Consider the following 21,707-nt stretch of genomic DNA (forward strand, 5'->3'; position numbering starts at 1 on the left):
ATTTATGTGTTTTTTAATTTTTGCAATAATGTCTTGATGTTAACAGAGGCTGCGGCAATCCTGCTGTCTGCGGCCCCGTAATAGATGTACAGGTCGTCGCCGAAGAGCGCCGTTCCCGTGGGGAACACCACGTCGTTGACATTTCCTTCCTTCTCCCAGGGAAGTGTAGGGGAGAACAGGGGATGCCTGAGCCGGCCGATTACTTTCCTTGGATCTTCCCTGTCCAGAAGTGTGGCACAGGCGTGATAGGTATAGCCCTGCCGGGTAAACTGGGCGGAATGGTAAATGAGTAACCAGCCTTCTTCGGTGGGCACAGGAGGGCATCCGCCCCCGATATGCCCGTTTTCGTGTTTGTATTTCGGATAAAGCAGGATGTGTTTTTTAAGGTTGGAGATATACGTGCTCCAGAATTCCGTATCGAGTTCCGAAGGATCGTTAAAGCACAATAGCTGGATGGATGGGTAAAGCCGGTGGAGTACGGTGAGTTTTCCGTCTATTTTCTCGGGAAAGAAAACCACATTCTTATCCCATACATGAATGGTCCCTTTGACCAGGTTAGAGAGGTTGTACCGGGTGAAAAAATTATAAAACATCATATGCATGATATTTATTTTCCTGGCATTTTTCTTCATAAGGGCAGAACATTCTTCAAGGGTAAGCCTTGGGGTTATAATCCCTTTTCTTTCAAAGTGAATTAGGTCTTTGGAAGTAGCATAGGCCCCGAAGACGTTAATACCGTCGTAAGCCGTGTAGGCCAGGTAATACGTATCTCCGATTTTGGAGATACGCGGGTCTTCCGTGCCCTGGAATTCGTAACTTTTCTCCGGGTAAAAGACCGGTTTGTCAGAACGCTCCACAATATTTAAGGGGCCGTTGAGCCTGCAGTAACCGATAGTAGAAAAATTACCCTTTCTAACGGCCCTGTAAAACATGTGAACGGTATCTGCATCCTGGTATACGGCAGGGTTCAGGACCCCCTCATCCTCAAAGCTGTTATCGGTCTTTTCCAGGAGAATTCCGTGTTTAGTGACTAGAGACATAATTGCTGGTTGTATAGATTTACGATATCCGGGTACTGGTTTTTACAACAGCAGCCAACACTTCTTCTTTGTCCAGTTTTTTGGTGCAGAAGAACCAGTCTTTACACTCAAGCTCCTGGTCTTTTCCTTCCATTCTGTCCTGTGCCATTCCGCAGGAACCTGCAGGAGAGATAATGACATCATCGCCCGGATTCCAGTCGGCCGGGGTGGCTACTGAAAAAGCATCAGAGGTCCGCAACGCGATCAGAACCCGATACAGTTCGTCAAAATTCCTTCCCAGGCTCAGCGGATAATAGATAATGGCCCGTATTATACCATTGGGATCTATAAAGAATACGGCCCTTACTGCCTGGGTTTCGCTTTCCCCGGGCTGTATCATGCCATATTTTTTGGCTATTTCCATCGTAATGTCTTCTATCAATGGAAATTTAACCTCTGTATTCTTCATTCCCTTAAATTCTATTTTGTCTTTAATGGTCCGCAACCATGCTATATGAGAATACAGCCCGTCAATAGAAAGGCCGATCAACTTACAATTGGCCTTGTTGAATTTTTCTTCCAGCGAGGCAAAAGTCATGAACTCCGAAGTACAAACGGGGGTGAAATCTGCCGGGTGGCTGAACAGGATTACCCATTGCCCCGTATAGTCCTGGGGAAAGTGAATTTCGCCCTGGGTGGTCATTGCTGTAAAAGCAGGTGCTTCGTCACCTATCCTGGGCATCATTGCTTGCTCTTCTTGAATTGTTTCCATTTTTATACGATTTATGTTTTGTGCCAAAGTATTAGATATCAATTCCATATAAAATGATTTAAGTCATGGGCAAAAGGATGTTTTACGGGTGCGGGAGAAAGAATACACTGATATTTGTCATGGCAGGCAAATATGCTCCGGTTTATCTTGCGGGTATTATAATACTAAGGAGATAGAGTTTACTTCGTGCTGAAGGACTTAATTCTCCGTCTAAAAGATAAACAGATGAAAAAAATAATCGTTCCCACGGATTTCTCGGAATATGCCGAATACGCCCTGGAGGTGGCTGCTTCCATAGCTAAGAAGGAGAAAGCTCAAATTTTATTGTTTCATATGATAGGGGTATCCCGGGCCTTTTTTACCGAAAATAAATACCAGGAGTATGCCGAGGCCGTATATTATATGAAGCTGGCACGAAAAAAGTTCGATGAATTGCTGGCCAGAAGCTATATGAAAGGAATAGAAACGGAATGTGTAGTACAGAATTACAAGGCTTTCTCCGAATTAAACGATGTGGCAAAAGAGAAAGAAGCAGACCTTATCGTTATGGGATCGCACGGTGCCGGAAAGATATTGAGTATGTTCGTCGGTTCCAATACGGAAAAAGTAGTAAGGCATTCAGATCTTCCCGTACTGGTGGTAAAAGACCGGATCAAAAATTTTGAGATGAACGGGGTGGTCTTTGCCTGTGATTTTGAACAGGAAAGTATTCATGCTTACAGAAGGGCAATGAAATTTTTTGCCCCGTTTAAGAGTAAAGTGCATTTGCTGCATGTCAATTTACCCGGAGAATCGTTCAGGGATACTTCACAGATCGAAGAAAAGGTAAGGGGATTTCTGCTCAATGCCGAAGGAAGTGAAAAAAGAATGGGAGCGGTGAATTACTGGAACGATTATACTACCGAACAAGGTATTTATACTTTTAGCGGGAGGGTGAACGCCGATCTGATCGCAGTGCTGACCCACGGCAGGAAAGGCCTGGCCCATTTCTTTATGGGGAGTCTGGCCGAAGATATGGCCAATCGGTCCGGGTGGCCCGTGATTACTTTTAAAATGGATTAGAGTTTAGCCCATAGAATAATTTTGATTTGCTATATTCTAATATTTTCTATATAGTTCGTTATAAACCGTTTATTTGCAAAGGAAAAATCCTTTTGAAACCGGGTTATGAATTGAGAATACGGGATATAAGGTCTCCTTTTGATAAAACCCCGGAATGTTTCCATAAAAACTTGCCCTGTCCAAATAAGACAATAGTAGGAACTCCTCTTACATTGTACCGGGCGGAGAGCGATGGGTTTTTATCCACATTTACCTTTATAATTTTGATGGAATCTTTCAACTCGGTTTTTACCTCTTGTAAAATGGGAGCAAATGCCTTACAGGGGCCACACCAATCGGCATAAAAATCCACCAGGACATATTTTTCCGAATTTATTATTGTGTTAAAATCCGCTTTCATAATTTTAGAAAAATCCTTATATTTGATAGTTATGTTAAGCGAAAATAGATTAAGATATTCGTAATCCTTATGATATTTATCATGGACGACGACACTTATACTTACGTTGCTTAGTCAATTCTTTGATAATATTTAAATTATTCTGGAAAATTTAAATTATAATTACCCCATTATGAAATTTTTCCAGCAGGAAGAGAATATATTCAGCGTTCTTTTGGAAACCATTTCCGAGGGTATCCTTGTGGTGGACGGGGATAAAAATATAGTGGCCACCAATTCCCCGCTGGAAAGCATGTTCGGTTATAAAAAGGATGAATTGCTGGGCAGTAGTATGAATATCCTCATACCCGGCCAGTATCATCAAAGCCACGAAGGGCATTTCAAAAATTACTATGCCAAATCCAGCAAGCGTAAAATGGCGGCCGGAAGAAACCTTTGGGGTATCAGGAAAGACGGAACCGAACTCCCCGTGGAAATCGGGCTCAACCCTTTTACTATTTACGGTAAAAAATTTGTGGTGGCCCTGGTCATGGACGTTACCCTGAGCCGTGAAGCCGAAAACAAGATCAGGCAGCTCAACGAAGAACTGGAGGAAAAAGTAGAGGTAAGGACACGGGAGCTGAAAGATTCCGTAAGCCAGTTAAAGAAAGAAGTCCAACGAAGGGTAAAAGCTGAGAACAGGATCAAGGAAGCTTTGCAGAAAGAAAAAGAACTGAACGAGTTAAAGACCCAGTTCCTCTCCCTGGTTTCCCACGAATTTAAAACGCCGCTGAGCAATATCATGGTTTCGGCAACACTTATAGAAAAATATACGGAAGGCGACCAACAGGAAAAACGGGAAAAGCACCTGGAAACCATAAAGAACAAGGTGCACTATCTCAATAATATCCTGAACGATTTTCTTTCGGTAGAACGCATTGATTCCGGGAAGGTACAGTACAATCTCACTTTAGTTAACATCAGTAAGGTGTTTAACGAGGTTATTTACGATGCCAATATGCTGCTCAAAACGGGACAACGAATCAATTTTCCTGAAGACGTGGACAATTATGTAATGTACCAGGACGAAAAAATAATGGAACTTATCCTCTCTAACCTCGTCCGGAATGCAGTGAAGTACTCACCCGAACACACAACAATCAACATAGAATTAGAATCGGAAGGGGAAGTATTTGTTTTCAAGGTGAAGGATTCCGGAATAGGTATCCCTGAAGAAGACCAGAAGCATATATTCAGCAGGTATTTCCGTGCCCGGAATGCTGTTAATGACCAGGGTACGGGCATCGGACTCAATATCGTGAAGAGCCACCTGGAAAACCTGGGCGGAGAGATTGATTTTGTGAGCGAAGAAGGAAAAGGAACTACTTTTACGGTAAAACTACCCAATCATGAAAAAGATTTTACTCATAGAGGATGATCCCGTATTGCGGGAAAGTACGGCAGAGCTATTGGAGTTGTCCGGTTATGAAGTCATCACCGCCCCAAACGGAAAAAAGGGGGTGCATCTGGCCCATGAAGAAAAACCGGACATTATTGTCTGCGACATAATGATGCCCGAACTGGATGGGTATGGCGTATTGGAAGCCCTGTCCGGAGATAAAAACCTGCGGCAGATACCTTTCATATTCGTTTCGGCAAAAACAGAACACAAAGAGATCAGAAAGGGGATGGATCTCGGGGCAGATGATTACCTGACCAAACCTTTTGAAGAAAAAGAACTGATAAGTGCCATAGAAAGCAGGCTGGCCAAGGTGGCCATTTTAAAAGAAGAACACGCTTCCGGAAACCTGCTGCCCCTCCATGAAGATATTCTGGACATTGACGAGCTCAAAAATTTCTTTTTGGACGAAGGGAAATATTTTACGTACGAAGAAGGAGATGTTATTTATGCGGAAGGCAATCACTCCAATTATGTTTTTTTAGTGGAGACGGGAATGGTTAAAACCCACAGGGTTGAGAAAAATGGCAGGGAATTGATTACCAGCATTAGTAAGGAGGATGATTTTTTCGGATATTATTCTTTTACACAAAACAATATTTATAAGGAATCTGCCACGGCCTTGAAGAAAACCACCGCTTACGGGCTAAGCAAAGACACCCTGGCCGGTATATTGAAAAACAACCACAGATTGACCATAGAACTCGTGGAATTTTTAGCAGAAGATCTGTCCGGGGTCAGAGAACAGCTATTGCAAATGGCTTACGGTTCTGTCCGGAAGAAAACGGCTCTTACGATTTTGCGGTTTGTAGAAAAACTACAACGGCGTTGGGAAGATGGTATCAGGATCTCACGTAATGACCTTGCCCATGTAGCCGGTATAGCCCCGGAGAGTTTTATAAGGACCCTGTCCGACTTTAAAAGCGAAGGACTGATCGTTATTGAAGGCAGAAATATAAAGATTGTCAGTGTAGAAAAACTACAGGAGATAAGCTGATCTTTTATAATTTCCCGGCAACTTTCCGGTACACATCACAAAACTCCACTTTTCCCAACACCTATTGTTCCGCCCTGCAGTAGCAAAAATAAGTTATCATACCCGGATACCGTTTTTGGTCTTACACGAATAAAAAAAGAAAAAAGGAAACTGATAAATATCATTTTTTCAGGAGATAAAAGGGAGTATTTTAGTACTGTTAAAATAAAGTTCTTTGCTTTTTGGGTAGTTAGATAAAGGAGTTTTCAACCTATTTAAAATAAGTAAAGTATAGCGTAGGACGTAACAATCTTACAATGTTCTTTACAGTACTTTTGAAGAATTGAAGATTCCCCGGAAACAGGCTTACCAGCGTGTGAGCCTGTTTCTTTATCTTTCACAACAGATCATCCTGTTATTATTGGAGGAGGTTATGTATCATAGAGGGATGTTTGGTTTTGGTAATAAAACTTATATAACTTACGTTAATACATCAATCCTTCCGAGAGAAAAGGCTGTCTTCCGTGAAGATGGCCTTTTTCTGTTATTTGTTCTGTTGTGGAATATAACGACACAAAAAAAGACAAACTGATAAATATCATTTTTTTAAGCTGATAAAAGTGATTCCTTTACTACAGATAACGATGTTCTTTACATTTTGATTACAGATACGAACGGTTTAACGGTTTTCAAGAAAAATGAGGTTTCAGAAGCATTGACGTATGGCCTTAGTTTTCCTTAAACGGAAAATAACAAGGATGTTTTTATCCGGGTTTTCGGGTAAAAAGGTTTAACACCTCTGTGAAATACAAGGGAAAAAACCGGTGCTCACTGACTTTTGAAGCCTCATCCCAAAGGGTTTTTCAGTTTCTTAAAAGTCATAAAGTCCATATTATACGGATAATCTCCGGGTAACAGCACGGACTGCTTTTTGAATTGAAGATCCCCTGGAGACAGGTCTGCCGAAGTGCAGGCCTGTTTCTTCACTACACTTTTCATCATAATAAATTGTCCCCGTTTATGCGGAGACAATAATCGGGGAAATCCGGTCGTGCATTCCGGAACATATAAATGAACCGGGATCCCTCGAAGAGGGCCGGCATTTAAGGTTTTGGGAATACGAAGATTTCCACGGAGAGAACAGGGACGCAAGTCCCTGTTCTTATTTTAAGAAACTGTTTTAATTTTATCCCTTCGATAAACTCAGGACATCGCCTTCGGAGCTTTTCGATGCGTCTTTTTCCGCCATGCCTGCCGGCAAAGGCAGGGGCTTTAGCTATTTTTTCGATCCATGGCTATACACTCATTACCGGCTTTAATAAGATTGTGCAAGCATGCTTCGCTGGCATGTAGTGGAAGGAACCTTACCAGCCCTTGCCGGATGAACACAATGTAATTCCTGTTAACATTCTTATATAATATGGAAAGATATACACTGATATAAATCATTTTTTTGCCGATTGATATGGAAGATATTTGATCGAAATAAAAAGAAATGGACGCTACACATTTACACCTGTTATTGAATCATCTTCCCATTTTAGGGACACTATTCGGAATATGCCTGTTGACCTACGGATTGTTGGGAAAAAACAAATCCCTTGAAAACGCAGGCCTTATAACCCTTGTGATTATTGCTTTACTGACCATTCCCGCTTTTTTGACCGGGGAAGGAGCCGAAGAAACCGTTGAACATTTACAGGAGGTATCCGAACCTTATATAGAGGCTCATGAAGATTTGGCGGGAGTTGCTTTTTGGCTCATGATGGCCACAGGTGTGATGGCCTTATTTACCTTCTTTGTTTCGACGATGCGGAATAACCGGAATATCATATTAAAAATAATCACAGTACTACTTGCTGTCGGGACTTTTGTGATTATGATTATGGTGGGGAACTACGGGGGGAAAATCCGGCACAGTGAATTGAGGAAACAGTCCGTCATCCACATAAATGGAAATAAAAATCACAACGAATTTAGGTATCTCTATGGCTATTGTTTATTATCGAATCAAAGGTAAAAAACCTGCGTCGGGCTACTTAAGTGTTTCTATCTTTGGTCACGGATATACGAATAAGATTAACCCCCCATAATATAGTCGTGTATCTGTGGTAAACCAGATTTTTAGTCGGGCCTGAACCCTTTGGATTTCATATCCACAGGTTTAGTGTGATTTTTTTCCCGTGACTTAAACTGCTTTATCAGAGCTGACCCATTTTGCAGACAAAAAGTTTTACTACATCCGAATTGTGATGATACGACTGTAAATTTCGGGGAGTCTTTTGTAGTCGAGGACTAAGGCTATCAGCACTTTTCCATTTGAATAAGGAAGTTTAAAATTTTCTAAAAACAGGATTGTTTCGGCAATTAAAGACGCCGTACCCAGGTATTATTTGCAAATTCAAATCAATGATGCATGACCATGACCGGGATCTTTGAGTAATAACTAATTCCTTTCAGTACCGGTTTTTCCATAAGCCTGTAAAAGAAATTGTGTTTTCTGCTCACCACTGCGATAAGGTCAACCTCCCGGCTTTCCGAAAAGCAGCTGATCCCCACAGCAGGATCTATATTTAACATGGAATGAAAGGTGTATGACACTCCTGTCAGTTCGTCTTCCAGCAATCTTTTGTTACCCTTCTGCTGTGCTGTCAGTTCTTCTTTTTCACTGACGTGAAGGATCCTGACCGTAGACCCGAAGTCTTTTATAAAATCCTTAAAAGGTTTTATTTCCCCGCTTTTACATGCAAATTCATACGATGTGGGAAATACCACCTCTTTGAGGCCGCCAAAATGCGCTTCGCCGGGCACTGCAATGACCGGACACCCGGTTACTTTTTCCATCACGATTACAGCATTGCTCCCATAGCTGATTCCCCTGGCATTTCCGGTACCTTTGGTTCCCATAACGATCATATCAATAGCATCTCTCTCAACGATGTGATTGATGCCATCGACCGGGAAACCGGTTCTCAAAAGGCTCTTAAACAGGTGTTTCGGGTTTTTAAGGGATTCCAGTTGGTGTATACTTTTTTCCAGTGCTTTTTTACCGGTTGTCAAAGCTGCCTCAAAGGCGGGATTTTCCATTTGGGGGGCCATAACGCTCATGGCCGGATATGAGACAGAAACCATATGGAGTACGTAAAAAGTACATACTTCGTGCTTATACAGGTCTGTTGCATATTGCATGGCCCTGTGCGCATTTTCAGAAAAATCGGTGGGTAATAAAATCCGTTTCATTGTATTTTTTTTTAATTTGGTAAGGTTATCATATCAGCTATTCCGCGATATGCTTTTTTTTACGGAAATATTATAGAATATTGCTATACACGCGCCGGCCAGCCAGCCGAGTACAAAGGTTTCAATAAGCCCGATGCCCGCTTCCCAGAGCGAAATATCCATCCGGATAATGGCCGAGACATCGATTCCATGCAGAAGACTGTTGATAAATCTAACCGTACCCTCATACCCTGTGGTGACCATGAGAAACGTACATCCTGTATAGAATAGTGTTCCGGTAAACCCGCAGGCAAATCCGAATTTTTTAACATTGATCCGATCCATCTTTTTACTAAGTTTTTGACACGGTCAGGGACTGCCTTTTACGGCCCGGATTATAGTACACGCATGCCAGGTTCCAAGCAACTTTTTCACTATCCTGCCTCATTGCAGATGAGAAGGGTTCAGGATAATGTTTTTTTAGTCTCTTCATACTCTTCTTTGCTGATCTCTCCTTTTGCATAGCGTTTTTTAAGGATCTCCAGGGGAGAATCTTTACTCCCACCGGTATTATTTCCGGTACTTTTGAGGTAGATCAGCCATGCTGCTCCGACGATCAGAATTACCCAGAAGATCCACCACAGTCCGTGTGCTCCCCATATATACCAGGTCCAGTTGTTCATTGTTTTTACATTTTTATTTATCAAATTATTATATATGAGTGGCAACTGTCACAGTTACCAGTTCTTCGACGGCATAATAGAGCAGTGTTCCTGTAAAAAGACTTCCCTGTTCTACATCTGGCTCTTGCATATTTGCTGTTCTTTCACCCGCGATTCCGAAATTTTTTGTGTACAATTTCATTTGTAAGTCCTTAAGGGGTATTATTAGCAGGATGATATTTTTCCATATGCATTTGCATTGTTTTTCTTTTTTCCGCCATACTTTTTTTATTCATCAGGCCGTGCATCATGTTTTTCATATGATCGTTTTCTATCATTGTGTTTCCCATCATTCTGCAGGCTGCTGTGTCGGAAGCTGCCATATTCAACATGCGTTGCATCATGGTGTGCATCCGGTCGGGATCGGGACTCTCCATCATCATACTCATCATCTGGTCTCCCTGTATCATTTGACGTATCACGGTCGTATTACTTATGATCATCCGGAGTGCGTGGTCATTTCGGACAATATGTTCCATCATATTAGTCATCATTTCATGATCGTTGCTAATGGTTTCCATGATCTCGTTTTGTGTGGCCTGATCTTTTAGCAGTTCGCCCGTACTTTTTTCTTTTTCCCGGACACAACCCAACAAGACAGCCATTGACATCATAGCGATAAAAACGGTTGCTGCTTTCATTTTTTTAGAGTTTAGGAGATATATAACTGTGTAAGTTTATAAATAATAGGAAGCTGAAACAATGATTTATATCAGTTTATGATCCGGTCCGTGCGGTTCGCAAAGAAGACAATAACCTATCCGTGATAAGTTTGCCATAGATAACCTTTTACACCGGGGCATACTTCAACTACTTTTCAAAGTGCAGCATTTATCCGAAAAAGGGATGGCCGCAGGTACAGACTTCCGGCTTACGCTTTGGCAGGTTATAGCAGAATCCATGTCGATTAGCACGGTCTCTCAGAAGTATTGGCGGGAGCAATAACAGCAATTGATTTGCCCCGGAGTACCCGGGAAAATATGTGGAGCTTACCTTTTCTTCGGGTAGGGAAGAAGTATTAATAGGTTTTCGGTAGAGGTTTTAAATGAATATATACGAGTTTGAAGGTTTAAAATCTCATGTATAGAACGGCCCGGGAATAAAGTTAGAATATTTCACTTTTCTTTATCTCGTACACACCGGGAATAATTATCATTTTCGGAATATTTTGGCAAACAAATCACGTTGTTTGATACCACGGATTTTATGTTGTATCTTGGGATAAACCTATCATAAAGCAGGATTGAGGTATTGGGAATACATGTTAATAAAGAAACTTATTAGTGTTCAACAAAGAAAGAGATGGCTCTGAAAAACAGGAAAAGAGAAGTTTCTCTATGGTTGTTGCTCTTCGTGGTCAAGGCGGGCAATATTGTATTTTTCTTGTTGACTCTTTTTTAAGCTATGAACGCAGAGGCCTTTTTAAAAACCTTCCATGGGTCTGGTTTCAATCAAAAGATTTGGTATTTTTAAATTTTATACATAATCATTTATGTTCCACAATATTCCTGCTGACCTGAAAGGTCTTAACGATCATGAGGTAGCTGCTTCGAGAAAGACGTATGGGTATAACCGAATAGATGCCACCGGTAAGAGTACCTGGCTGAAGTTACTTATTGATATCTTGAAAGAGCCGATGCTTATTCTGCTCTTTGCCATTTCAGTCATTTATTTTATCATAGGCGATTACGGGGAAGCGACGTTTATGATCCTGGCCATCGTTGCGGTTTCGGCCATTTCATTTTACCAGGATAACCGAAGTAAAAAGGCATTGGAAGCCTTGGAGAAGTTGAACGAACCTTTGAGTACAGTTATCCGTAATGCGAAAGTGATCGAGATCCCCACAAACGAGATTGTAGTGGGCGACCTCAGCATTACCGAGGAAGGAAAAATGATTAATGCCGATGGGAAAATTGTCCATAGCAATGATTTTTCGGTTAATGAAGCAGCTTTAACAGGAGAGAGTTTATCGGTATTCAAAAACAGTAAAAGTGAAGATAACAAGGTATATAGCGGAACACTTTCAGTGTCGGGGCTTGCCGTTTTTGAGGTGGAAAAAATCGGAAAAGAAACACGACTCGGTAAAATCGGGGCTTCCTTATCCGATATAAAAGAGGAAGTTTCCCCCTTGCAACTTCAGATCGGACGGTTTGTAAAAACAATGGCCATTATAGGTGTTGTGGTGTTCCTTATGGTTTGTATGGTCAGTTACTATCATACCCGGAACCTTCTCGAAAGCCTGCTCAACGGACTTACGCTGGCCATGTCTGTTTTACCCGAAGAGATCCCGGTAGCATTTACCACTTTTATGGCATTGGGCGCCTGGAAGCTGATGCGCGATGGGATTATTATCAAGCGGAGCAGTATTGTGGAGACCTTAGGCAGTACAACGGTGATCTGTACCGATAAAACCGGGACCATTACCGAAAATACAATGCACCTGAAATATCTGTATGATTATAATTCCGATAAAACTTTCGAAGAACCGGATTTTAATGCTGCCGTGCTTTCCGATTTGATTGGTTATGCCATGTGGAGTAGTGAGCCTGTGCCCTTTGACCCGATGGAGAAAACCCTGCATCAGGTATATGGGCAGACACAAAAAGAGGATCTGAGAAAATCATACACGCTGTTTCACGAATATCCTTTGGACGGTAAGCCGCCGATGATGACACATCTCTTTGAGAATGCGGAAAAACACCGGATTATTGCCGCCAAAGGAGCACCGGAAGCAATACTTAACGTATCCACGCTTTCCGAAAGCGAGAAAAATAAAGTTCGCGGCCTTATCAAAGGTTTCGGGCAGCAGGGGTTTCGCATCCTGGGGGTAGCAAAGTCAGGTTTCCGGGGCGATGAGTTTCCCGGTAAACAACAAGATTTTAAATTTGAATTTTTGGGGTTGGCCGTGTTTTATGATCCGCCTAAAAAAGGTATCCGGGAAGTGTTCCGGCATATTTACAATGCCGGAATCAAGGTAAAAGTAATCACAGGCGATAATACCGATACTACAAAGAGCATCGCAGCACAGGCAGGAATTGTGAATTTGACCGATGCCGTAGAAGGACCTGCAATTATGGAATATCCGGAGGAGCGGTTAATGCAGGTCGTCGAAGAAAAGGTATTATTAACCAGAATGTTTCCCGATGCCAAACTGAGGGTGGTAAATGCCCTGAAAAAGAAGGGAGAAGTGGTAGCCATGTTGGGTGATGGCGTGAACGATGCCCCGGCCTTGAAATCTGCTCACATTGGTGTGGCCATGGGGCATAAGGGAACTGAAATAGCAAAGGCAGCAGCTTCGTTGGTGATTGCTAATGACGATTTGGGAAAACTGATTATAGGGATTGCTGCCGGACGAAGGATTTATACGAACATTAAAAAAGCGATCCGGTATATTATTTCCATCCATATTCCTATTATCCTTACCGTGACCCTACCTTTGTTTTTGGGGTGGGTATATCCACAGCTATTCACCCCCGTACACGTTATTTTTTTGGAATTGATCATGGGGCCTACCTGTTCGATTGTGTATGAAAACGAACCGATGGAGAAGAACACCATGGTACAAAAGCCGAGAAAAATGACCGAAACATTCCTGAACCGGAAAGAACTTGGTATCAGTATTGTTCAGGGATTGATGATTACTATGGGGGTATTGTTTGCTTATCAACACACCGTACTTAGCGGGGAGAATGAAGAAAAAACAAGGGCCATGGTTTTCACCACCCTGATTTTTGCCAATATTTGGCTAAGCCTTACAAACCGTTCGTTCTATTACAGTATGTTTGAAAGTTTCAGGAACCGGAACATTTTGTTTGTTATGGTCACCGGGATAACAGTACTGCTCCTTTTCGGCATCCTGTATTTTTCCCCGTTTTCCGGTTTTTTTAAAGTATCCGGTTTGAATATGGCAGAATTAGGGACAGCCGGGCTTATTGCCGCTGTATCGGTGCTTTGGTTTGAGGTGTTTAAGTGGGTAAAAAGAAAGAAGTATAAGAATGAATAATGTGCCGGATTCAGAGCATGAACGATACCCGGCATAAGAGAAAAAGGGAAGAACGGCAACCGTACTTCAGTTAGTTTTAGTCACGTAGCTTGAACTGTGTTCCCGAGCTATCGGGACCAAAAACAAGATTTAGACAGTTTCTAAGAGTCTGTCTAAGTTTTATCCTTCGGTTCTTTTATGCACCCCCACACGCCGGCTGGCCCCTTCACTAAAAACAGCTGCCAGCTGTTTTCTTAACGTTCGGTCCTGCCATACTTTAGCTATTTTTCGCCACGTAGCTTAGGCTATGTGCCTCTTGCCCTCGCGGCATCCTGGCTCCTTCGCTAAAAAAGTCTACCAGACTTTTTTTATACGCTCGGCCCTGTCTGACAAAAAAATGCACTATAAAATATTCCAAAAACAAAATTTAGACAGACTCTAAGTAATACAAGAAAAAAATGAATACAATAACCCTACTACTTACAATTGTCAATATTTCAATGGTTTTACGGCTGATATTTATCATGGTTTTTGTTTCGGGATACGATTACTTTTGGTAGCGTTTAATGGTTATAAGATAAAACAAGATTGTCACTAATAGACTTTTCAGACAATGCATGGAAATTATTGTCTATGCCTTGAAAAAGTTTAAAAAAGTTCGCTGTCATGAAATATTATTATGGAAGAATACTGGAAGATATTTCTTTTGACGAAGCCGTCAAAAAGGTAATTGAAAAACTATCGGAAGAGGGTTTTGGAGTGCTTACGACAATTGATGTTAAAGAAATATTCCGAAAAAAACTGGAGGTGGATTTCAGGAACTATAAGATATTAGGTGCCTGTAACCCGGCCTTTGCTTATAAAGCCTTACAGGAAGAAGATAAGATCGGCGTAATGTTGCCGTGTAATGTAGTGGTACAGGAAAAAACACCCGGAGTGGTGGAAATAGCTGTGGTTGATCCGGTCGTTTCCATGCAGGGGATTGAAAATGTTTCGCTTAGCGTTATAGCAGGCGAAGTGAGAAGTAAATTACGAAAAGTTGTAGACAAGCTGTAATAATAATGGAAATTGCTTTTTCGGAAAGCAGGATTTTCCATGTTGTTAATATTTCCGAGGATTTCAGTGCATCTTTATCCACACTCATACTTGTTTTTTTACATTCGTAATCGGAGTTGCGGAAACTTCATTTTTTATGATACCTACCATACCATTCTTTTTTCCTTTTAATAGGCTTTCAACGGCCGAAACTCCGAGTCAGCCTCAGCATCCCGTCAAAAACCGTAGGCCTGAAATGACGGTTGTTTACTTTTAATCAAAAAAAGTAAAAAATGATTTTCGGGTCAGGCTAAATTTAATTTTTAATTGATAAATATCATTTTTAACAGATGGAATGTGTGGTACTTTAAGTGCATGAAATTCTTTCTGAGAAAACAGAACAATTTGAGATGTACACCGGGTGTTTCACTTTATAAAAAGCAAGCCGATGAAAAATATAATTCTTCCCACCGATTTTTCCGCTAATGCAAAAAATGCTGCCAATTATGCCATGGCACTTTTCAAGGAAGAGGAATGTAAATTTATTGTACTCAATGCTTTCGGGACAGATAGCGCTACCAATTCCATGTTGTTACAGGCCGCGCATCCGGCTTATGAGGCTGCCCGTGCCAATTCCCAAAACAGCTTAAAGGAATTTGTGGAAGACCTGTCCTCCTCAGATACCGGAGAATATCATTCCTTTGAAACGGTATCGATATATAATTATTTGGCCAGGGCGGTCAATGAGTTGATTAAGGCACACGATATTTATATGGTTGTTATGGGAACACAAGGAGCTACCGGGGCTAAAGAAAGATGGTTCGGCAGTAATACGGTGACGGTTATGGAAAGCGGGTTTAAATGCCCGGTACTGGTGATCCCGGAATCTGCCGGGATCAAGGTACCGCAGGAGATCGTATTTACCACATCCCTGAAACGCCCGTACAGGATGCGGGATATCGCCCCGTTAACAGAACTGGCAAAAAAACATAAGAGTATTGTACGTATTCTGCACGCACAGGATAAAGAACCGGATGAAGAACAACAGCACAATAAAACTGTTCTTACGGAACGGTTAAGCGGGGTAGAAATTTTCTATCATACACTGACGAATATGAATACGGAAATGGCTGTACAGTGTTTTGTTGAAAGCCGGGGAGATATAGATATGATAGCCATGGTAAACCGGAAACACAGCTTGTTCAACAGTATGATAAGAAGGCCGGTGGCGAGGAGTCTGGGCTATCATACCAGGATCCCCCTGCTTGTTATGAACCGTTTATAAGCGTCTCCTTACAGGGTGCTGTACGGTTAAATTTTAACGCAATGTATTTTTAAGACTGATCGACAGAATTTTTTAATTATGAATAAACTACCTCACCATGTATTTACCTATATCCGGAAACACTTCAGGGAAGGGTACTTCAGAAATATTGAGTCTGTACGGGACAAAGACGGTCATTTGCTGTTCCGGGCAAAAATATATGAGAATGAAATCATCCATCATCTTGAATTCAATGCACAGGGCAGATTGTTAAAACACGAAACCGAACCTGTGTTTGAAGAGGATTATTACGAAGGCGGATTTTACGGGGAAGAATGATTCCGGTCATAAATCACTTTATTATCGAATGCTGTACCACGGATACCTTTACATATCTTCAGAAGACCGGGGAGCTCATGATAAGCGTATTTCTTTCCGCCTTAAAGCCTTGAAAACGGGCGTATAAGGGATTTTTGATATTTATTTTCAGTTGACAACCCGGCCATCTTCCAGCTGAATGATACGGTCCGTACGTTCGGCAAAATCGATATCGTGGGTCACTACCAGCAGGGAGAGCCCCTGTTCTTCCTTGAGCTGTTTAAAGATACTAAAGACATTTTCGGAGTTGTAGCTGTCCAGATTCCCCGTGGGCTCGTCTCCCATCAGGATAGAAGGATTGTTGATGAGTGCACGCGCTATGGCTACCCGCTGTTTTTCCCCGCCCGAGATCTGTGAAGCCCGCTTTTTTGCCAGGTGATCTATATGAAGCATCTTAAGTTTTTCTATGGCGTCATATTCAATTTCCTGGTAGGATTTTTCGCCCAGTTTCTTGGCAGGGAGCATTACATTTTCCAATACGCTGAATTCGGAAAGCAGGTAGTGAAACTGGAAGACAAAACCGATATGCCTGTTCCTGATCCCGGAGAGTTTTTCATGTGATTGTCCCGTAACCAGTTCGTTATTAAAGTAGAGCACGCCCGTATAATCCGTATCCATGGTAGACAGGATATACAGGAGGGTGGATTTGCCTGAGCCCGACTTTCCCATGATACTGGCAAATTCCCCTCTTTTTATATCAAAACATATGTCTTTCAGGACGTGAAATGCCACCGGTTTCTTAAAATACTTATCGATATGATCTGCTTTTAGTACGATAGTCATGGTACGGGATTCAGGAACCTCTTATGATCTTTACAGGATCTATTTTTCTCGCTTTGTCTGCCGGAAGGTAGCCGGCTATAAAAGTGGAAAGCAAGGCAAAAGATAAACCGATAATGTAAAACCACGGGTTATAGTTAATAGGATAGGTAGTTATAGTGGGAAGGGCCTCGGTCTCAAAAGCTATACCGTCAATAAAACGGGAGAGTATAAAACCGACGAGCAGGCCCAGGATACCACCGGCCACGCCGATGATAATGGCCTGGCTTATAAAAATGAACTGCACATCACCACCGGAAAACCCGGTAGCTTTGAGAATGGCAATATCTTTCATTTTTTCGTAGATAAGCATATTGAGTATGTTGTAGATGCCGAATCCGGCTACGATTAAAAGAGTTACGGAAACGGAATAGGTAATGAGGTTGCGGATATCAGACCCTGTTTCAAACTGTGCATTGGCCTCGTTGATGTCCGTAGCCTTTACTTCGAACAGCTGTTTTAATTGTCGGGCCATCGCAGGGGCTTTATCTATATCGAAGAGCTTTACGTTAATGTCGGTAATGTAATTCCGGGGCTCTCCCAAAATACGCTGCACGGTTTTCAGGCCGGCAAAACCCTGAACATTGTCTATATCGGCAATACCGCTTTGATACAGCCCAACTATTTTTAGCGGAAAAACAGCTCCTTTTACTGTGCTCACCTGTATACGGTCGCCTGTGGAAAGCGACATTTTCCGGGCCAGCCCGGCGCCCAGCAGTATACCACTTTCATTATTGTCCAGGGCTTCGGGAGTTCCTTCTATAATATAATCCTGAATGTTGGAAAGGCGGACTTCTTCCATGATGTCGATCCCGGTGAGATTTCCTCCCAATTCTATGGAGCCGGAAAGGTAAAATATCTGGGCCCGGAGCTGGGGAGTAGCTCCTTTTACAGCAGGATCTTCTTTCAGATACTGTAAAATGGGATAGGCATTGTGAATCTTTTTCTGGCTTTGTCTGGGTTTTACGGAATGGACCACATGAAATGCGTTTTCCGGTTCCAGGTACAGGGTTACGGGCTGTTGTTCCGAGGGTTCTATTTCGTTGTAGAGATGTATATGAGGTGTCTGGTTCAGGATAAGGTCGTCCAGCATGCGGTTGAGCCCGGTCATAAAACTTACCAGTGTAATGTAAGCCCCTATACCGAAGGTAACCCCCAGGGATGCGGTGGTCGTCGATTTCATCCTGGTGAACAGGTGTGTACGGGCAATTTCCAGCAATACTTTCCAGCGGGTCATGGTTCCGGCTTTAACAGGGGAGTTTTTTCATCGATACCTTGCAGTATTTCCACACGATCCAGGTTCTGTAAACCCGTTGCAACTTTCACAAGGCCGTTTTCGGTAAGCACCTTGTCGTCTGCGCTCAGAAAAACTTTCGGAATGGTAAGCGCGTCTTCTTTTTGCGCAATAATAATATTACCTTCACCGGAAAGCCCCGGATAGAGCACCGGGGGCTGCTTTGTAAAGAGGGCTTCTACCTTAAAGGTTTGTGAACGTTCGTCCTTTTCGGGGTAGATCTTGTGAACAACTGCTTCGAAAACTTGTACTCCGTAAGCATCGAGAGTGACAAGCACTTTCTGTTCACTTTTTATTTTGACGATATCCACCTCGTCGATCAACATTTCTATTACAAAACTATCGGTACATCCTACGGCTCCCAAAGGTTCCAGGAGGGAGACGGTTTCTCCCGGGTTTTTGTACAGGGCGTATACCGTACCGTCGATTTTGCTTTTGACGGTGAAGTCGGTAGCGGCTATTTGAGAGGTCTTATAATTGTTTTCCGCCTGCTTTAACCGGGTTTCCAGTTCATTTTTAGTGCGGTCGTATTTATTGCGGAGCAGGGATAGGGTATTGCCCGATAGCTGATAAGCGAGTTTCCTGGTGTCGAATTCCGTTTCCGAACCTATTTTTTGCTTCCAAAGATTCTTCTGCCTGATGTAATTGACCGAATCGTTCCTGTAATTCATGGCAGCTGCGGTAACCTCATCCCGTATTTCATCCAGTACTGCTGCCCCGCCCTTGTAATTTTCCCGGGCGAGTTCAAGGGCCAGCCTGGCATTTTCCCGGTTGAGCTCTGGGGTAAGGTTAATGATCTGCACAAGAGGGTCTTCTTTATTTACCGGGTCGCCTTCTTCCACCAGGTTATAATCCAGGATGCCGCCTACGGCAGCATATATTTGATAGAGACTGTCGGGCTGAATGGTAACTGATGAGTACACAGACTCGGTTAACAGCATCCTTTCGGGGAAGACCTTTTCTTTGCGCTGACCGCACGAAAACCCCAGCAGGCCTGCCAGGCAAATTATCAGGCTTTTATACATCTTGCAACTTACATTATTGAAAAGGAAGCCTTCCTGTTAATGCTGTGCTTTGCCAGCCTGGCAAGTTCCTTGTCGGTATTTTCCTCTTCAGCAGAAAGCCCTTCGAGGCTAAAAGCAATTTCTTTCTGTCCGATTTCGCGGGCATACGATGCCAGCGATCCCAGGGATACGATGTTATTGTGACACAGTTGCTGCAAGGTGTTTACAATAACGGCATCACAAACAAAGGGATCCTTGCTCCGGTCTATCAGTTCTTCCGTTTGTGTTAAAATACATTCGCAGCAAGCACTTTTTTCTACCTCGTGCCTGATATCCATGGTATGGAAAACCTCCTGGAGAAAGTCACCGGTGTTTTTAGAGGACCGGAGTTTTTTTTGCACGAGTTCTTTTAACTCGGGGGTACTTATATTTTTTGCGATATAAGGTAATTCGGACTGTTCTCTCATGGCGGTGTCATATAATAGCAGGCTTTGCTGCACAAACAGCTCTCTCAGGTTTTCTATCGTGTTATTCATGGCAAATTATTTTTGATGATATAATTGATTATCAGTTAAGCGAGTTCCGTGTAAATATACCCCCGGACAGCGACCGGAAAAATGATTAATATCATGTGTACGGTAACTTTTTGTTGTGCCTGGACGGATCAGCATAACTGATTTTGGTCATTTCTTTTACTGTTTTCCGGGATTACTTTAGGGGGTGATTTACAGGGAAGATCACTTCTTAATAACAAATTTATAAACGTAAAAGAAACCGGTCATGAAAAAAATAATTTTAATTACCGCAGTCGTTGTTTTTACAGGCTGCTCTTCCGTGCGCCTGGTAGACAGCTGGCGCGATAATGTATATAGCGGGAAGATCCCGGAAAAGGTATTGGTGGTAGGAATTACCGATAATCTTACGGGGCGAAAAATTTACGAGGAACATTTGAAAGACGAATTTCAGGCCAGGGGGATCGATGCGGTGGAAAGCCATCGGGTTTTCAGTCCTTCCTTTATGCATTCCCGGCAGTCTGAAGCGGCTATCCGGGAAGAAGTAGACAAGTTTGCCGACAGCGGGTACGATGCTATTCTGGTATCTGTAGTAAAAGGGGTCAGTGAAGAAGTTTCCTATAGTAGGGGATATGCCAGAACAGATTATTTCTGGAGAAGATTCGGGGGGTATTATTTTGTGTACCAGGATATTTATTTTGATCCCGGTTATTACGACAGGTATAACATATACCATATAGAGGCTTCCCTGTACGACATAAAGGCTCCCGACAGTAAATCGCTGGTATGGGTGGCATCTTTCGACCTTGTGGACCCCGGGAGTATAAACAGGACCGTAAAAGACTATGTAAGGCGCATGACCAGGGAGCTCGAAAAAGAAAAGATCATCCCCGAAAAGCAGGAAACCGGCAAACAATGAATGGTGCCCGGGGTATCTTTTTAAACAAGCTCTAAATGTGCATTACCATTACAGGAAGCCTGGAGTAAAAACTGATCCCTTTTATTACAGGTTTTTCCGTAAGCCTATAGAAGAAAGAGTGTTTTCGGTTGACCAATGCAATAAGATCCGTATCCCGGCTTTCGGCAAAACAGCTTATTCCTGCGGCAGGAGGAATATCGGACAATGAATGAAAAGTGCAATTTAACCCGCCAAAATGGCCTTCCAGTAACTTCCTGTTTTTCTTCTGGGTTTCGGTCAGTTCCTCCTGGTCCCCGATGTGGATGACCCGGATGCTGGCTCCGAATTTCCCGGCGAGTTCCAGTAAGGGGTTTATTTCCTTTTTCTCATAGGCTATTTCAAAAGAAGAAGGGAATACGATCTCATTAAACCCTCTGAACCTTGCTTTCCGGGGGATGGCCATTACGGGACAGGAAGATATTTTTTCCATGAGGGTCACGGCATTGCTGCCATAATTGATCCCCCTTGCGTTTCGGGCCCCTTTGCTTCCCATGATAATCATGTCGATGTTCCTTTCCTTTACCAGGAGTTTTACGGCATGCAGCAAGGTATCTTTCCGGGATATGATCTCAACGTGGTGGTTGGAATTTTTGGCAGGTTCCATACGGAGTGTGATGTCCCGGAGGGCATTCTGGCTTCGTTCGAGCGCAATTTCATAGGCCGGATCGTGCAGGCGATCGGTAGACATGAGGATTATGGGGTAGTAAGGGACTTCGAATACATGGAGAAGATGGAATGTACATTTTTCGTCCCTGAACATAGCAGTCGCATATCGTATGGCCCGCAAAGAGTTCTCCGAAAAATCCGTTGGTAAGAGAATTTGTTTCATGATTTGTATTTTTATCGTTAGTTT

The 21,707-nt window shown here is 42.7% G+C and carries 22 protein-coding genes; 9 read left to right on the forward strand and 13 right to left on the reverse strand.

Annotated features, from left to right (window positions below):
• Positions 1-2: 2 nt before the first annotated feature.
• Together LS482_RS13315 and LS482_RS13320 are read right to left on the reverse strand one after the other, a co-directional pair.
• Positions 3-1,040 carry a glycoside hydrolase family 130 protein gene (locus LS482_RS13315; protein ID WP_233028009.1) on the reverse strand — a complete coding sequence of 346 codons (1,038 nt, stop codon included), beginning with the start codon at positions 1,038-1,040 and terminating at the stop codon, positions 3-5.
• Positions 1,041-1,059: 19 nt separating this feature from the next.
• Positions 1,060-1,791, reverse strand: a complete 732-nt coding sequence (locus LS482_RS13320; protein WP_233028010.1) for a peroxiredoxin — start codon at positions 1,789-1,791, stop codon at positions 1,060-1,062.
• 225 nt (positions 1,792-2,016) lie between these two features.
• On the opposite strand from LS482_RS13320, the gene LS482_RS13325 reads away from it, so the two are divergent.
• A complete protein-coding gene (locus LS482_RS13325) occupies positions 2,017-2,853 on the forward strand; it encodes a universal stress protein (protein WP_233028011.1) in 837 nt (278 codons plus the stop codon).
• A gap of 103 nt (positions 2,854-2,956) precedes the next feature.
• Here the strand turns inward: LS482_RS13325 and trxA are convergent, their stop codons facing one another.
• Positions 2,957-3,253: a thioredoxin gene (gene trxA, locus LS482_RS13330; RefSeq protein WP_233028012.1), complete on the reverse strand. Its 297-nt coding sequence runs from the start codon at positions 3,251-3,253 to the stop codon at positions 2,957-2,959.
• 172 nt (positions 3,254-3,425) lie between these two features.
• On the opposite strand from trxA, the gene LS482_RS13335 reads away from it, so the two are divergent.
• Together LS482_RS13335 and LS482_RS13340 are read left to right on the forward strand one after the other, a co-directional pair.
• Positions 3,426-4,670, forward strand: coding sequence for a PAS domain-containing sensor histidine kinase (locus LS482_RS13335; RefSeq protein ID WP_233028013.1), 1,245 nt, complete (start codon positions 3,426-3,428; stop codon positions 4,668-4,670).
• Entirely contained in the window at positions 4,642-5,688 is a 1,047-nt protein-coding gene (locus LS482_RS13340; RefSeq protein WP_233028014.1) for a response regulator, read from the forward strand. The genes LS482_RS13335 and LS482_RS13340 overlap by 29 nt, the downstream gene beginning before the upstream one ends.
• An 825-nt stretch (positions 5,689-6,513) precedes the next feature.
• Here the strand turns inward: LS482_RS13340 and LS482_RS13345 are convergent.
• Complete coding sequence (locus tag LS482_RS13345; protein ID WP_233028015.1) at positions 6,514-6,669, reverse strand: hypothetical protein; 156 nt, start codon at positions 6,667-6,669, stop codon at positions 6,514-6,516.
• A 493-nt stretch (positions 6,670-7,162) separates the two neighbouring features.
• On the opposite strand from LS482_RS13345, the gene LS482_RS13350 reads away from it, so the two are divergent.
• The gene (locus LS482_RS13350) at positions 7,163-7,687 is read left to right on the forward strand and encodes a hypothetical protein (protein ID WP_233028016.1); all 525 of its coding nucleotides are present in this window, start codon (positions 7,163-7,165) and stop codon (positions 7,685-7,687) included.
• A 386-nt stretch (positions 7,688-8,073) separates the two neighbouring features.
• On the opposite strand, the gene LS482_RS13355 is transcribed toward LS482_RS13350, so the two are convergent.
• The 4 genes from LS482_RS13355 to LS482_RS13370 all read right to left on the reverse strand — a co-directional run bounded on the left by LS482_RS13355 (position 8,074) and on the right by LS482_RS13370 (position 10,249).
• A complete protein-coding gene (locus LS482_RS13355; RefSeq protein WP_233028017.1) occupies positions 8,074-8,907 on the reverse strand; it encodes a universal stress protein in 834 nt (277 codons plus the stop codon).
• Positions 8,908-8,940: 33 nt separating this feature from the next.
• Entirely contained in the window at positions 8,941-9,231 is a 291-nt protein-coding gene (locus LS482_RS13360; RefSeq protein ID WP_233028018.1) for a DUF5676 family membrane protein, read from the reverse strand.
• Positions 9,232-9,350: 119 nt separating this feature from the next.
• A complete protein-coding gene (locus LS482_RS13365; protein ID WP_233028019.1) occupies positions 9,351-9,569 on the reverse strand; it encodes an SHOCT domain-containing protein in 219 nt (72 codons plus the stop codon).
• Between the two features lie 191 nt (positions 9,570-9,760).
• Positions 9,761-10,249 carry a hypothetical protein gene (locus LS482_RS13370; RefSeq protein ID WP_233028020.1) on the reverse strand — a complete coding sequence of 163 codons (489 nt, stop codon included), beginning with the start codon at positions 10,247-10,249 and terminating at the stop codon, positions 9,761-9,763.
• Between the two features lie 851 nt (positions 10,250-11,100).
• Here LS482_RS13370 and LS482_RS13375 point away from each other — a divergent pair.
• The 4 genes from LS482_RS13375 to LS482_RS13390 all read left to right on the forward strand — a co-directional run bounded on the left by LS482_RS13375 (position 11,101) and on the right by LS482_RS13390 (position 16,228).
• Positions 11,101-13,611 (forward strand): cation-translocating P-type ATPase, encoded by a 2,511-nt coding sequence (locus tag LS482_RS13375; protein ID WP_233028021.1) that lies wholly within the window; start codon positions 11,101-11,103, stop codon positions 13,609-13,611.
• Between the two features lie 645 nt (positions 13,612-14,256).
• The gene (locus tag LS482_RS13380) at positions 14,257-14,646 is read left to right on the forward strand and encodes a DUF302 domain-containing protein (RefSeq protein WP_233028022.1); all 390 of its coding nucleotides are present in this window, start codon (positions 14,257-14,259) and stop codon (positions 14,644-14,646) included.
• Positions 14,647-15,073: 427 nt separating this feature from the next.
• Positions 15,074-15,910 carry a universal stress protein gene (locus LS482_RS13385; protein WP_233028023.1) on the forward strand — a complete coding sequence of 279 codons (837 nt, stop codon included), beginning with the start codon at positions 15,074-15,076 and terminating at the stop codon, positions 15,908-15,910.
• A gap of 78 nt (positions 15,911-15,988) precedes the next feature.
• Positions 15,989-16,228, forward strand: coding sequence for a hypothetical protein (locus LS482_RS13390; RefSeq protein WP_233028024.1), 240 nt, complete (start codon positions 15,989-15,991; stop codon positions 16,226-16,228).
• Positions 16,229-16,375: 147 nt separating this feature from the next.
• On the opposite strand, the gene LS482_RS13395 is transcribed toward LS482_RS13390, so the two are convergent.
• From LS482_RS13395 to LS482_RS13410, 4 genes are read right to left on the reverse strand one after another with little or no spacing between them, the layout of a single operon-like run.
• Positions 16,376-17,050 carry an ABC transporter ATP-binding protein gene (locus LS482_RS13395; RefSeq protein WP_233028025.1) on the reverse strand — a complete coding sequence of 225 codons (675 nt, stop codon included), beginning with the start codon at positions 17,048-17,050 and terminating at the stop codon, positions 16,376-16,378.
• A gap of 10 nt (positions 17,051-17,060) precedes the next feature.
• Complete coding sequence (locus tag LS482_RS13400; protein WP_233028026.1) at positions 17,061-18,323, reverse strand: ABC transporter permease; 1,263 nt, start codon at positions 18,321-18,323, stop codon at positions 17,061-17,063.
• Positions 18,320-19,405 (reverse strand): efflux RND transporter periplasmic adaptor subunit, encoded by a 1,086-nt coding sequence (locus LS482_RS13405; RefSeq protein ID WP_233028027.1) that lies wholly within the window; start codon positions 19,403-19,405, stop codon positions 18,320-18,322. Before LS482_RS13405 ends, LS482_RS13400 begins: the two co-directional genes overlap by 4 nt.
• 8 nt (positions 19,406-19,413) lie before the next feature.
• Positions 19,414-19,920, reverse strand: a complete 507-nt coding sequence (locus LS482_RS13410; protein WP_233028028.1) for a YciE/YciF ferroxidase family protein — start codon at positions 19,918-19,920, stop codon at positions 19,414-19,416.
• Positions 19,921-20,164: 244 nt separating this feature from the next.
• On the opposite strand from LS482_RS13410, the gene LS482_RS13415 reads away from it, so the two are divergent.
• Positions 20,165-20,815: a hypothetical protein gene (locus LS482_RS13415; RefSeq protein ID WP_233028029.1), complete on the forward strand. Its 651-nt coding sequence runs from the start codon at positions 20,165-20,167 to the stop codon at positions 20,813-20,815.
• A gap of 31 nt (positions 20,816-20,846) precedes the next feature.
• Here LS482_RS13415 and LS482_RS13420 read toward each other — a convergent pair whose 3' ends face one another.
• A complete protein-coding gene (locus LS482_RS13420; RefSeq protein WP_233028030.1) occupies positions 20,847-21,683 on the reverse strand; it encodes a universal stress protein in 837 nt (278 codons plus the stop codon).
• Positions 21,684-21,707: the final 24 nt, after the last annotated feature.

Source organism: Sinomicrobium kalidii, from assembly GCF_021183825.1.
GTDB lineage: Bacteria > Bacteroidota > Bacteroidia > Flavobacteriales > Flavobacteriaceae > Sinomicrobium > Sinomicrobium kalidii.

Excerpts from the sequence above, each read along its gene's own strand:
- LS482_RS13315 (WP_233028009.1), bottom strand. The coding sequence starts at position 1,040 with ATGTCTCTAGTCACTAAACACGGAATTCTCCTGGAAAAGACCGATAAC.
- LS482_RS13320 (WP_233028010.1), bottom strand. The coding sequence starts at position 1,791 with ATGGAAACAATTCAAGAAGAGCAAGCAATGATGCCCAGGATAGGTGAC.
- LS482_RS13325 (WP_233028011.1), top strand. The coding sequence starts at position 2,017 with ATGAAAAAAATAATCGTTCCCACGGATTTCTCGGAATATGCCGAATAC.
- trxA (WP_233028012.1), bottom strand. The coding sequence starts at position 3,253 with ATGAAAGCGGATTTTAACACAATAATAAATTCGGAAAAATATGTCCTG.
- LS482_RS13335 (WP_233028013.1), top strand. The coding sequence starts at position 3,426 with ATGAAATTTTTCCAGCAGGAAGAGAATATATTCAGCGTTCTTTTGGAA.
- LS482_RS13340 (WP_233028014.1), top strand. The coding sequence starts at position 4,642 with ATGAAAAAGATTTTACTCATAGAGGATGATCCCGTATTGCGGGAAAGT.
- LS482_RS13345 (WP_233028015.1), bottom strand. The coding sequence starts at position 6,669 with ATGATGAAAAGTGTAGTGAAGAAACAGGCCTGCACTTCGGCAGACCTG.
- LS482_RS13350 (WP_233028016.1), top strand. The coding sequence starts at position 7,163 with ATGGACGCTACACATTTACACCTGTTATTGAATCATCTTCCCATTTTA.
- LS482_RS13355 (WP_233028017.1), bottom strand. The coding sequence starts at position 8,907 with ATGAAACGGATTTTATTACCCACCGATTTTTCTGAAAATGCGCACAGG.
- LS482_RS13360 (WP_233028018.1), bottom strand. The coding sequence starts at position 9,231 with ATGGATCGGATCAATGTTAAAAAATTCGGATTTGCCTGCGGGTTTACC.
- LS482_RS13365 (WP_233028019.1), bottom strand. The coding sequence starts at position 9,569 with ATGAACAACTGGACCTGGTATATATGGGGAGCACACGGACTGTGGTGG.
- LS482_RS13370 (WP_233028020.1), bottom strand. The coding sequence starts at position 10,249 with ATGAAAGCAGCAACCGTTTTTATCGCTATGATGTCAATGGCTGTCTTG.
- LS482_RS13375 (WP_233028021.1), top strand. The coding sequence starts at position 11,101 with ATGTTCCACAATATTCCTGCTGACCTGAAAGGTCTTAACGATCATGAG.
- LS482_RS13380 (WP_233028022.1), top strand. The coding sequence starts at position 14,257 with ATGAAATATTATTATGGAAGAATACTGGAAGATATTTCTTTTGACGAA.
- LS482_RS13385 (WP_233028023.1), top strand. The coding sequence starts at position 15,074 with ATGAAAAATATAATTCTTCCCACCGATTTTTCCGCTAATGCAAAAAAT.
- LS482_RS13390 (WP_233028024.1), top strand. The coding sequence starts at position 15,989 with ATGAATAAACTACCTCACCATGTATTTACCTATATCCGGAAACACTTC.
- LS482_RS13395 (WP_233028025.1), bottom strand. The coding sequence starts at position 17,050 with ATGACTATCGTACTAAAAGCAGATCATATCGATAAGTATTTTAAGAAA.
- LS482_RS13400 (WP_233028026.1), bottom strand. The coding sequence starts at position 18,323 with ATGACCCGCTGGAAAGTATTGCTGGAAATTGCCCGTACACACCTGTTC.
- LS482_RS13405 (WP_233028027.1), bottom strand. The coding sequence starts at position 19,405 with ATGTATAAAAGCCTGATAATTTGCCTGGCAGGCCTGCTGGGGTTTTCG.
- LS482_RS13410 (WP_233028028.1), bottom strand. The coding sequence starts at position 19,920 with ATGAATAACACGATAGAAAACCTGAGAGAGCTGTTTGTGCAGCAAAGC.
- LS482_RS13415 (WP_233028029.1), top strand. The coding sequence starts at position 20,165 with ATGAAAAAAATAATTTTAATTACCGCAGTCGTTGTTTTTACAGGCTGC.
- LS482_RS13420 (WP_233028030.1), bottom strand. The coding sequence starts at position 21,683 with ATGAAACAAATTCTCTTACCAACGGATTTTTCGGAGAACTCTTTGCGG.